The 12,343-nt window shown below is 49.1% G+C and carries 8 protein-coding genes; 6 read left to right on the forward strand and 2 right to left on the reverse strand.

Annotated features, from left to right (window positions below; all coding sequences use genetic code 11):
• Positions 1-14 precede the first annotated feature (14 nt).
• The 3 genes from HMPREF1222_RS04405 to HMPREF1222_RS04420 all read left to right on the forward strand — a co-directional run bounded on the left by HMPREF1222_RS04405 (position 15) and on the right by HMPREF1222_RS04420 (position 5,643).
• Positions 15-2,666: a tetratricopeptide repeat protein gene (locus HMPREF1222_RS04405; RefSeq protein ID WP_016518386.1), complete on the forward strand. Its 2,652-nt coding sequence runs from the start codon at positions 15-17 to the stop codon at positions 2,664-2,666.
• A 181-nt stretch (positions 2,667-2,847) separates the two neighbouring features.
• Positions 2,848-4,305 (forward strand): 3-phosphoshikimate 1-carboxyvinyltransferase, encoded by a 1,458-nt coding sequence (locus tag HMPREF1222_RS04415; protein WP_016518387.1) that lies wholly within the window; start codon positions 2,848-2,850, stop codon positions 4,303-4,305.
• A 24-nt stretch (positions 4,306-4,329) separates the two neighbouring features.
• Entirely contained in the window at positions 4,330-5,643 is a 1,314-nt protein-coding gene (locus HMPREF1222_RS04420) for a sodium-dependent transporter (RefSeq protein ID WP_016518388.1), read from the forward strand.
• Between the two features lie 170 nt (positions 5,644-5,813).
• Here HMPREF1222_RS04420 and HMPREF1222_RS04425 read toward each other — a convergent pair whose 3' ends face one another.
• A complete protein-coding gene (locus HMPREF1222_RS04425; RefSeq protein ID WP_016518389.1) occupies positions 5,814-6,557 on the reverse strand; it encodes a YebC/PmpR family DNA-binding transcriptional regulator in 744 nt (247 codons plus the stop codon).
• A gap of 297 nt (positions 6,558-6,854) precedes the next feature.
• On the opposite strand from HMPREF1222_RS04425, the gene HMPREF1222_RS04435 reads away from it, so the two are divergent.
• Positions 6,855-7,763, forward strand: a complete 909-nt coding sequence (locus tag HMPREF1222_RS04435; protein ID WP_016518390.1) for an SIR2 family NAD-dependent protein deacylase — start codon at positions 6,855-6,857, stop codon at positions 7,761-7,763.
• Positions 7,764-7,813: 50 nt separating this feature from the next.
• Positions 7,814-8,989, forward strand: coding sequence for an iron-containing alcohol dehydrogenase (locus tag HMPREF1222_RS04440; protein ID WP_016518391.1), 1,176 nt, complete (start codon positions 7,814-7,816; stop codon positions 8,987-8,989).
• Between the two features lie 179 nt (positions 8,990-9,168).
• On the opposite strand, the gene ligA is transcribed toward HMPREF1222_RS04440, so the two are convergent.
• The gene (gene ligA / locus HMPREF1222_RS04445) at positions 9,169-11,094 is read right to left on the reverse strand and encodes an NAD-dependent DNA ligase LigA (protein WP_016518392.1); all 1,926 of its coding nucleotides are present in this window, start codon (positions 11,092-11,094) and stop codon (positions 9,169-9,171) included.
• Between the two features lie 424 nt (positions 11,095-11,518).
• On the opposite strand from ligA, the gene HMPREF1222_RS04455 reads away from it, so the two are divergent.
• Positions 11,519-12,337: a transporter substrate-binding domain-containing protein gene (locus tag HMPREF1222_RS04455; protein WP_016518393.1), complete on the forward strand. Its 819-nt coding sequence runs from the start codon at positions 11,519-11,521 to the stop codon at positions 12,335-12,337.
• The last annotated feature ends 6 nt before the right edge of the window (positions 12,338-12,343 follow it).

Consider the following 12,343-nt stretch of genomic DNA (forward strand, 5'->3'; position numbering starts at 1 on the left):
GCGGGGTATTCACAATGTCTGATGCGTTTACCCAGTCTCTCCGCTCGATAGACTTTTTTTATATTTTCCGCTATTTTTACGGTATGGGGATGCTCAAACTTTACATCGATTATTTTAAAAGTAAGCTTAAAAATCTGCGGAAATCTAAAAAAGAAATTCCGATCGATTATGAAGAAATTGTTGAAGAACAATGGCAGGCCGATTTTTCCAAACCGGAAAACTGCCGGTTTGTTGCCGAAACGGGCGACGGATACAGTGCCGCTTTTACGCCGCACACTACTGCCGAACCCGGCACGGGCGGTATAACGCTTGAAGCGCAGCGGAAGCATCTCTATGCATGGACGGTAAATCCGGTCTTCCGCTATAAAGATGTCATTATCGAAGCCGATATTCGGCTGCCGGAACCTGCAAAAAAAACAAACGGTGCGGATGTTCCGCCCGATACCTCCGATAAAGCGGGAGCTTTTGCCGCAGGGCTTTTGTTCCGTTATATCAACCAGAGCACCTTTTATGCATTGCTGATATCGGATGCCGGTTGGGTGCGGCTCGATGCGGTGGTCAACAGTACCCCGATGCCCCTTTTAGGCTGGGTAAAAATTCCCCATGCCGAGCAGGAGGGCACTACGGATGATACTGCCGCAGAGCATACCTATTCAATTAAACTTATCGCTAATAATACGACAATCACCATTGTGATAAACGGGCACTGGATTGCCTGCTGCGAAGACGACACCATTCAAGCGGCAGGAAAAATTGCTTTTGCGATTCAAAACTGGGAGACCTATCCGCAAGCGGCAGCCCTGCTCTCCCGCTTTTCGTTAAACTCCATTCCGATGGCGGTAGAAACGGCATACACGGAAGCAAACGAATTTTCCGCAGTACCGCCCGATGCACGCATCAGTCTTGCCAAAACGCTCTATGCGATGGGGCGGTATGTTCCCGCCCTGCTCCAGCTGCGGGCTGCGGCACGGTTACGGGAACCGGCGGAAGCCGACAGGATATTGGCAGGCCGCATCTACTTTGCGCAGCGGATGCTCGACGAAGCGGAGCAGGAGTTCAAAGCGGTGTTGGAAGCGAATCCTTCCAATGAAGAAGCCGTTGCGGAACTCGGCGGTATTTATTACCGTGCGGAACGATATGAAGATTTACAGCACTTGCTGAATCAGGCGCCGAAATCGATGACAGCGCAATCATCATTCCTCTCCAATCTTGAAGGCCATTTATTCCACGCGCTCGGAAAACACGAAGAAGCGGCCGAAGCGTACCGGCGCGCATTTATGGTGAGTCCCGATCAGGGGCTTTTCGCATTTCACCAAGCAAACGAACTGTACGATTGCGGAAAGAAACCGGAAGCGGTGGATGCATACATACAGGCGGCACGGACTTTTTTACAGCACGAAGCTTACGACGATCTTGCAGAAGTCATCACGATATTGGAACGGATAGCCCCGGACAATCCGCAGATTCTTTCGATCGCAGGGAAATACGCTTATGCGATAGGCCGATACGACGAAGCTTTGCTGAAATTAAAAGCCGCTTGTAAAAAAGGTTCCGACGATTCCGCCGACTGGTATCTGTGCGGATTGCTCCTGAAAACAGATCAGCCGAAAGAGGCGATAAAAGCGCTTAAAAAGGCCTGTGCCCTTGAGCCCGATTACGGATTATATCAGTTCCGGTTGGCGGAAGCGCTCTTTTTAAGCAATGGAAAATATCAGCCGGTATTGGAAAAGGCACTTGCCGCCGATCCGCAAAATGCGTGGATACATAATTTACGCGCATTGGCAGCTCTGAAAGAGAACAATATCGAACAAGCCGAAGCGGCAATTGCCGAGGCGCGCCGGCTTCTGCCCGACGAGGTGCCGCTGCTGGTAAACTACCTTGAAGTGCAGCGGAGAAAGGGACAACTTGCAGCGTGCCTGCCCCTCTTCGATATTGAAAACGGCACAGCCGACCTTGCGGTGGAACGGAACCGGGCGGCTGCGTTCCATGCGCTCGCAAATGCATTCGCCGCAGACGATTCCCGCGAAGAAGCGCAGCAATGGTACTATAAAGCGTTAAAACTCGAACCGAAAAACCCCGAACTCCTCACCGATAAGGCGGAAAACGACTATGAGCTGTTTCTCCTTAACGAGGCGGATGACGGTTTGGTGAAGGCGCTCGATATTAAACCGTCGGTACGGATATATCAGCTCATTGCCGCAATATCCGTTCAAAAAGGAGACTATGCCCGCGCCGAAGTAACATTACGGGCAGGGCTTGAAGCTTTTGCCGAAAACCCCGACCTGCACTACGACCTCGTTTGCATATACCGCAACACAAAGCGGTTTGAACAGGCGCAAGCACAACTCGCGCAGCTTAAACAATACGAAACCTCAGACCGTGTCGATGCGCTCGAAAAAGCTCTCATGCAGGATACCGGTGCCGCCGTCCCGCCGGCCGCAGCCAAAAAACCGAGAGCCGCTTCCAAATCCGCCGCAAGCAAAAAAAGCACGGCAGCAACTGAACCGGCAGGAGAACAAAAGGCCGTTCAAAAACCAAAAGCAGCCGCAGCTAAAAAGCCCAAAGAAGCTGCCGACACCGCCGCAAAGAAAAAAGCCGCTCCAAAAACCGGAACGGCGGCGAAAAAAAAAGCCGGCGCAAAGAAGGCGTCCGAATCATCCGAATAAATCATTGGGCAGCTCTAAAAACTCGGTTAGATTTTTAGAAGATGCCTCATCAGCAAAGCTGATAACGAGTTTTTATTTAAGTCTTTATAATATAATGACTTAAATAAAAACATTGCAAATTACATCTAAGGAAAACCTCTAAAAACTGAGGTTTTTAGAGGTTACCTATAATCGCACAACAATGAATCTGTTAGTTAATGCGCCGTCTTTTTGCGGAACGATGACAGCGCCTTCTTCCAAAAGCCATACAATCCGCGCCCTTATCTGTGCCTCATTAGCAGAAAGCCCTTCGTTTATTACTGCGCCCCTTATCAGCGGCGACATGGAAAGCGCAATACAAGCGCTGCGGCAGCTCGGCGTTACCATTACGGAAGTATCGCATAAGCCGCTTACACTCAAAGTTACGCCGCCCGCCCGCGGTCTCCTTTCCTTTGCAGAAGGCGCTGTAAATACCGGACAGAACAGCGAATACTCTGAACAAGGCAACATACCGTTCGGACACGGCGGCAAGCAGTCCGGACAGGATGAGGAGCTTTTGCTGAACCTCGGCAATTCGGGTTCCCTACTCTACTTTTTAGGCATGATCCTTGCCGCAGCCGAGACGCCGGTATGCCTCACTGGGGATGAATCCCTCAAAAGCCGCCCTGCCGCGCCGCTGCTTTCGGTATACCGGCAAGCGGGTATTTCATATTCGGCGGCGAAGCCGGATAGCGATACGCGCAGCACGGATGTACCGCCGCTTCGTTTTTGCGGCCCGCTGCCTGCCGGAAATTATCAGCTCGGCGGACCCTTTTCCCAACCGGTAACGGGACTTCTCTTTACGGCGCCGCTTTTAAACGGGATGAGCCGCATCACCTTCAACAAGGCGGGCGAGCGTCCGTACCTCCGGATGACCTGCGATTGGCTGCGCATTGCCGGTATTACCCTCACACACGGCGGCTTCGATACCGATACCTGTTCGTTTGAAATCGCCGGAAACCAACGGTACCAACCGTTCCGTACAACAATACCGGGCGACTGGTCGTCCGCACTCTTTCCCCTTACAGCCGCCGTTATCTGCAATGCGGCGCTTACATTAACAAACCTCGATCCCGCCGACACACAGGGAGACTCGCGGGCTCTTTCGATTTTACAGGCGATGGGGGCTGATATCCGCTGCGATGCGGAGCGCCGCACGGTTTCGGTATTTCCCATATCCGGCACACTAAGGGGCGGACGCTTCGACTGTGGGGATATCCCCGACGCGGTTCCCATACTCGCCGCCGCCGCCGTGTTTTGCTCAGGGCAAACGCTTTTGACAAATGCCGGCGTATGCCGCTTTAAAGAATGCGATAGGCTTGCAGCCTCGGCGGAAGAACTGGCAAAATTCGGGGCGCATATTGTTCAAGGGGAAAACTTTCTCCGCATCGACGGCAGCGGCGGAACCGGCCTCCATCCTGCACAGGTACGGAGCCGCGGCGACCACCGAATCGCCATGATGCTTGCCGTCGCCGCCTGCGGAATCGCGGAGACCTCTTGCATCGAAGATTTCGATTGTGTAAAAATATCCTACCCGCGGTTTATCGAAGATATGAATGCGGCGGGAGCCGTGTTTAAAGTGCAAACGCATCAGGCTGTTTGTGAATACCCCGCAGAATAATATAGGAAGACATTGAGGTTAAAGATGAAACAAAAAAGAGAATTGTTTAGAACAAACATTGGAATGCTCCTTGCCTGCGTAGGGTCGGCAATGGGATTGGCAAATATTTGGATGTTCCCCGCCCGTCTCGCAGAGTTCGGAGGCATCTCCTTTCTTATTCCCTATTTGATTTTTTTATTCGGCTTTTCCGCTTTCGGCCTGATGGGAGAATATGCATTCGGGCGAAAGATGCGCAAAGGGCCTGTATTGGCATTTGAATCGGTTGTCTCGCAAAAGACGGCAAATCCCCTGCTCCGCGCTGCCGGATGGTTTCCGGTAGCAGCCCTTATCGGAATCCTGTCGTTCTATACCGTTATCATCGGCTGGATACTGCGTTACCTCGTATTAGCGATTACCAATACCTTTCCGACAATGGATACCGCTTTTTTTGAATCCTTTGCAGGAACTCCCGCCAATATTCCGTGGACGCTCGCTGCTATCATCGCAACGGCGGTTATCATCAGTCTCGGTATTCAAAAAGGCATCGAACGTTTTACCACCGTGATGATGGCCACTTTTTATATCGTTGTTACGGTGATGGTAATCCGTGCGCTCACCTTGCCGGGAGCTCTTGCCGGTGTCGCCTCAATGTTAAAACCGAAATGGGAAGCATTCGCTCATTTCCGCATCTGGATATATGCGCTGGGAATGGCTTTTTTCACATTGAGTCTCGGCGGAGCGGCAATGCTTACGTACGGAAGCTATATGCCGGAAGGCACGGACGTACCCCGCACGGCACGGCAAACGGCAGGTCTGGATTTTCTTGCCTCGGTGATGTGTGCGCTGTTTACCGTTCCCGTCGCGTTTTCGCTCGGCATCAATCCGCAAGCAGGTGCTGCGCTCCTCTTTATCGCCGTTCCTAACATTATCGCGAATATGCCCGCAGGCTACATCTTCGGCATTCTCTTTTTCCTCTGCGCACTGTTTGCAGCCCTAACATCTTCCATCGTCATGCTGGAAGTTCCCGTTGAATCGCTGATGTCCAAATTCAGGATCGGCAGAAAAAAGGCCGCGGTTATCATCTCGCTGTTAGCAGCCTGTATCGCCGTACCGCTCAACTTTGATATGAAGGTATTCGGCACCTTTACCGATACGGTCGCCATCATTATTTTCCCGCTTGCGGCGGTTACGGCAGCCTTTATTATCTTTTGGGTATACGGGGCAAAACAGACGCTCGAAGATATCAACCTCCATGCCAAGCATAGGGTTGGAAGCTGGTACGCCCCCTATATGCAGTACGTCTTTGTACCTTTGTGTTTGATTCTAGTGATTGCCGGGATCTTTCTGGGAGGGTTATAGGTCTGCAACGGATCGGGCTTCTTCAAAAAAGTACCGAGTACCTCTAAAAACTGAAGTTTTTTGACAGCCACGTCCCCTGCTGATAAAACAAAACGCCATACAAGCCGTTTAAAAACGACAGTATGGCGTTTACATGGAATCTGATATTGAAAATTTAAAAAAGATTTCCGTTATTCCTCAGGTTCAAAATCATCCGGAATATCAAGGTTTGTGTATACGTTCTGGACATCGTCATCTTCTTCCAGACGTTCTACCATCTTTAAAACTTTACGGATTGTTTCTGCCTCTAAACTCATATACGTTGCGGGCACCATCGAAACTTCTGCAGAAACGGATTCAAATCCTTTCTCCTGCAAGGCTTCAAGTACGGAAGCAAAGTCATTGGGGTCGGTTGTTACCGTAATAATACCACCCTCTGTTTGGATATCTTCCGCACCGGCTTCCAAAGCTTCTTCCATCAGCTTTTCTTCGCTTACAACTTCGGCATCGTATTCGATAACGCCCTTACGGTTAAACATATAGGAAACCGATCCCGTTGCACCAAGATTGCCGCCGTTTTTAGAAAACAAGTTGCGTACATTCGCTGCAGCCCGGTTTTTATTGTCGGTAAGCACTTCTACCAATACCGCAACTCCGCCCGGTGCATAACCTTCGTATAACAGCTCTTCGTAGCTTGCACCGCCTAATTCTCCGGTACCCTTCTTAATAGCCCGTTCAATGTTATCCTTCGGCATGTTAGCCGCGCGTGCTTTCAATATCGCAGTTCTTAACCGGGGGTTTCCGTTCGGATCACCGCCGCCCATACGTGCAGCTATAGAAATTTCTTTAATAAACTTTGTAAACATCTGGCCGCGTTTTGCGTCTGCGGCTCCTTTTGCATGTTTAATCGTCGCCCATTTACTATGTCCAGACATTATATGCTCCTTCCGTCTTAAAAGCTTCACAAAACAAAATATGCGCAAGATTTATATCACATAAACGGAATTCTGTCAATTCTGCTGTAAAACATAAACATGGCCGGCAGAAAATGCCTCGCCGCACTTAAAATCTTGAAGAAATGCATAAATACATGAAAGCAAATCTTGAAGAAACGCACGTTTTTCTCTATAAAAACTTTGAAGAAACGCACAAAATCAGGTAATAAAAAACCGGTATACATGACGCCGTTTCTTGTTGCCTAAATCGTACATTACATCTAAGGAGCGAAAATAATGTTCAATACCATACCAGTTAAACATGATACGCCGGAAGAGTACCGGCAAAAGATTGAGGCGCTGAAGACAGCGTTGGAAAAAGCCGATGCGCTTCTTGTCGGCGCGGGAGCGGGGCTTTCAACTTCGGCAGGGTTTACATATTCGGGTGAACGCTTTGAAAAGAACTTTGCGGACTTCCATGCAAAGTACGGTTTTTCGGATATGTATACGGGTGGGTTTTATCCGTATACAACGCCGGAAGAACACTGGGCGTACTGGAGCCGCAATATTATGATTAACCGCTATGCCGACGCGCCTAAACCGGTGTATGAAAATGTGTGCAAGCTGGTTGACAGGAAGAACTATTTTGTACTGACCACGAATGTCGACCACTGCTTTCAAAAAGCCGGCTTTGATAAGGCGCGGCTGTTTTATACGCAGGGGGATTACGGCTTGTTTCAATGCAGCGAGCCGTGCCATCAGGCAACCTACGATAACGAGGCACAGGTGCGGGCTATGTACGAACGGCAAAAAGATATGCGCATCCCTTCCGAGTTAATTCCCTATTGTCCCCGCTGCGGTAAACCGATGAGCATGAATCTGCGCAGCGATTCGACGTTTGTAGAAGACGCCGGATGGCATACTGCGGCGCAGCGCTATGCAGATTTTCTGACCACATATAAAGACGGCCGTATTCTCTTTTTGGAACTCGGCGTCGGTGCAAATACACCCGGCATTATCAAATACCCCTTTCAGCAGATGACGGCGAATAATCCGCAGGCAATCTATGCGTGCATCAATTACGGAGAGGCCTATTGTTTTGACGAAATACGAGAGCGTGCAATCTGTATAGACGGCGATATCGGCGAAGTGATAGCGGAATTCCTGCGAAAAATACCGCAGGTAGCACAATCGCCTAATCTATGATAAACTCTATTTCACTATACTAACTAAAAGAGTGACAGATGGAGGCTATGATGTTCAATTTTGTGTTTGATGTACCGGTAAAGATTTTGTTCGGAAAAGGCAGTGTCGAAGGTCTTTCCGATGAGATATTAAAATACGGCAATAGGGTGCTGATCTGCTACGGAGGCGGAAGCATCAAAAAAATCGGCCTTTACGATACGATAACGGCGCAGTTAAAATCAAAAGGTATTTTTTACGCGGAACTGTCCGGCATTTCTCCCAATCCGCGGATAGAAGAAGTTGAAAAAGGTATCGCATTGGTACGGGAACATAAGCTCAATTTTATTCTTCCCGTCGGCGGAGGCAGCACTATCGATTGCGCTAAGGCGATTGCTGCGGGGGCACACTATAACGGCGACCCGTGGGATATTGTGACCCGAAAGGCGTCCGCTACGGAGGTCATCCCGCTCGGTACCGTCTTAACCCTCGCAGCGACGGGTTCCGAGATGAACTGCGGAGCCGTTATCACCAACTTTAAAACGAAGGAAAAACTCGGTTTTGAAATTCCGCTCCTTATGCCTAAATTCTCCGTGATGGATCCATGCTACACGTTTTCGGTGCCTAAAGAGCATACGGCGGCCGGTACTGCGGATATTATGAGCCATACGTTTGAAAGTTATTTTTCGTTGGACGACGGCGCCTTCCTGCAAGACCGGTTCGCCGAGGCCGTGCTTAAAACCTGTATCCATTACGGCCCCATTGCGCTGAAGGAACCGGATAACTACGACGCCCGCGCCAATCTGATGTGGGCTGGTACATGGGCGATTAACGGTTTGTTGGGTAACGGGAAAATGACGATGTGGTCTGCTCACCCGATGGAACACGAGCTGAGCGCTTTTTACGACATTACGCACGGAGTAGGACTTGCAATTCTGACACCCCATTGGATGCGGCACGTGCTGAACGGCAATACCGTGCATAAACTTGCCGAGTACGGCGTCAATGTGTGGGGGCTGCCTGCAAATGCCGATGTATATGAAACCGCAAACGCCGCCATCGACAAAACCTCGGAATTTTTCGCATCGCTCGGTATTCCGATGACACTGCGTGAAGTCGGCATCGGCGAAGAACACCTTGAACAGATGGCGGAAGCGGCCGTGCTGCACCGGAGCCGCAGCGGAAAAATCCGCGGTTTCCAAACCTTAACGGCGGCCGATGTCCTTGCAATCTATAAAGCTGCACTGTAAAGCATTTTTACACTGACAGCCTCTTTCGGAACCTTCTAAAAACTGATTCGCACTCCGCTTTAGCAGATATGATACATCATTTCCGTACTGAACAAGCCGATGGCGCTGCAGTTTTTAGAGGCTCTCCGATACCTTCTATTATAAAATATCTAATCCTATAATAATATATAATTCCGCAATTACAGCAGTTTTAAAAACTCTTCTTCGGTAATAATCACGGTACCGAGTTCCTGAGCCTTTTTGTTTTTTGATGAGCCTGAATCGGGCGTATTGGTTACCAAATAAGTGAGTCCCTTTGTTACCGACGATTTTACCGTTCCGCCTTTTTGCTGAACCATAGCCTCCGCTTCTTTCCGTTTTAAACTATTCAGCTCTCCGGTAAAGCAAAAGCTTTTTCCTGCTAACGGGAGATTCTCTTGAGCGGAGGCGGGCGGCTGAATAACGATAATCCCCAAACCGGTCAGGCGAAGCATTTCATCTTTTACCTCGCGGAGACCGGCCGTAAGCGTATGAGCAAGGACGCTGCCGAACTGATATACGGCGGCAAAATCTTCTTCCGAGGCTGCAAGCAGTTTTTCAAGGGTGTCAAAACCTGCGTCAACCAATTTTTCCATCATGGTTCGGCCGATCCCTTCGATATCAAAACCGGCAACAAAGACCGGCAGCGGGATTTCCCGCTTAGCGTGCAGTGCGCGGTACACCTTCTCCGCCGACTTTTGCCCCATCCGTTCAAAAGCGGCGAGTTCCTCAACGGTAAGCGTATACAGGTCGGAAACGGAACGGATGCGCTGTGTGTCAAATAAGCGCTTGATAAGCGTTGTACCGAAATCCTGAATGTCGAGGGTATCAATCCATTTTTCTATCCGGTGGTGGATCAGCTTGGGACAAGCAGGATTGGGGCAATATAGGCGCGTCCCTTCGTCACGGAGCACGGTTCCGCAGCTCGTGCACCGGCTCGGCTGTTCGATGGGCTTAGCTGACGCAGGGTTTTCGATAAGCGCTTCTATCTTAGGGATGATCTCTCCCCGCTTGGTTACCAACACCCTGCTGCCGATCTGCAAGTTCAGCTCCGCAATCATATTCGGGTTGCAGAGATTTGCCCGTTTAACGGTTGTTCCCGCCAACTGCACCGGATCGATGAGCGCAATGGGAGTATAGGTAACGCCCGATTCGCTCCACTCGACGCTGCGAAGCGCGGTAATCGCTTCCTCCAAACTGAACTTAAAAGCGATTTGCTTTTCCGGCCGCGCCCTGCTAAGGTCGGCAATATCGATCAGGTCGTTTTTGATGACAAGGCCGTCGATGTCATAGGGAATTGTACTACGAATATCCATAATATGGGCGCGGTAGTCGATAACCTCCCGCACGCTGCCGCACCGCGTAACCGGCACTTGTAAAAAGCCCTGCGTTTTAAGCCAGTTAAGTTTTTCCGTCTCCGTGGTGAAAGGCGCCAGTTCGGTAAAGGGATGCCCGATTGTTCCCGCCGCGGCATCGTAACAGATAATTTCGAGATGCTCGCTGCCGCTACCGTCCTTCCGCTTCATCAAGCCGTTTGCCGCATTCCGGCAATTTTTTTTATCGGGATAAAAGCGGTGCAACACCTCTTTGGTCATCAGCACTTCGCCGCGCACCCCGCCTGAAAAAGGAGCGGCTCCGGTAGGAGCGGAATCGCCTTTCAGCTCAAGCACAACGCCCTGCATCTTTTTAACATTTGCAGTAATATCGTCGCCGATTTTACCGTCGCCCCGCGTTACCGCACGGATAAGCCGCCCTTTTTCGTATTGCAGCTCCATACTGGCGCCGTCAAGTTTATATTGTACAAGAAACTCGGTAAACGGCATCTTTTCAGCCCACTTTTGGAAGCTTTCGGGATCCGCCGCTTTTTCTTGGCTTCCCATCGGAATAATATGTTCCGCCTTAGGAAAGCCATCGGCACTGTCCTTAGGTACCGTCGCAAACAGCTCATTTTGAGGGTCAAGACTACGCAGTTCATCCCACAGCATATCAAAATCCGCATCCGAAATTTCCGGTTCCGCGTTATAATATAAGTTCTGATGCTTTTTTATCAGCGCTTCAAGTTCTTGTATCCGTGTATTCTTTGCCATACGAAAAAGCATACTATGTACTTAAAAAAGTTGCAATCAATCCGTGCCGCTACTGACAATCCTCAACGTATCAATACCGCCATGGACGGCGGTGGTACTATGCAGACACGAGATTTGTGTAAAGCAAATCGCGCAGGTAAGAAATGTACAGGGATGTATGTCGGAAAAAAGTGTACATGGATGTACAACTGCTCAACAGGCTATTTCAAAAGGTTTACGGAAAAAACATTCGTCTTTTTTCTTAAAGTCGTTCGGTAGTCGAAACGGGAAAAAATTTTCTCTTTACAGGACACATAAAAAATGGTACTGTTTGAGTGCCTATTCGATGGCTGCAGTGGGCTTTAATATCCTTTGTTACAGCACAAAATATCGGGATATTAGACTCTCCGCACAAATAAAATGTTGTTGAAGGTTGTAAACTGATATGAAAAAACGCATAGCTGTATATGCGGCGCTGTGTATACTATTTATGTTATTTTCTTCATGCCGCCGTAATACTAAGGTTGAATATATTGAAGACCCTTCTTGGTCGAAAGTGCAAGTAAAATCCGCATTGGTAATCGGCGTTTCCGATTTTGTTCCTATCCTTTCTTTCAGGAATGAAAAGAATGAAATAGTGGGATATGACATAGATATATTTACGGAATTATGCCGCCGGCTCGGCATTCATCCGATTTTTTATCCGATACAGTGGGCGCAAAAAGAAATTTTGCTGAACACAGGGGTCATCGATTGCATTGCAAGCGGTTTTAGTGTAACGGAAGAACGTAAACAGCACTACAGAATGTGCACGCCGTATCTGCAAAATGCAAAAATTGTTGTAACGCTTGCCGGAAGAGGTTACCAAACGTTAGCACAATTGCAAAATAGGACAATTGCAGTTGAGGCAGATACAGCGGGCGATGAGGCTTTATTAAACGTAGAAGCTCTAAAAGATCATGTTATCATAAAAGCGATGGCTACCATTGACCAACTGTATGAAGCTCTCGATTCCGGAACATGCGACGCTATTGTCGTGGATCTTATTTACTCCTTGGACACACTCGACAAAAATCCGCAATACAGTATTATAAATGAAGCTATTTCCACCGAGTATTATACGTTTGCATTCAGACAAGCGGATGCATCGCTCGTTGCTAAAATTGAATCGGTCTTAGCCGAAATGAACGAAGACGAAACCATCCCGAATTTTTCAAGAAAGTGGTTCGGCTCTAATTTATCAATCTTGAATGTTCGATTTTAATGATGC

This window comes from Treponema vincentii F0403, assembly GCF_000412995.1.
GTDB lineage: Bacteria > Spirochaetota > Spirochaetia > Treponematales > Treponemataceae > Treponema > Treponema vincentii.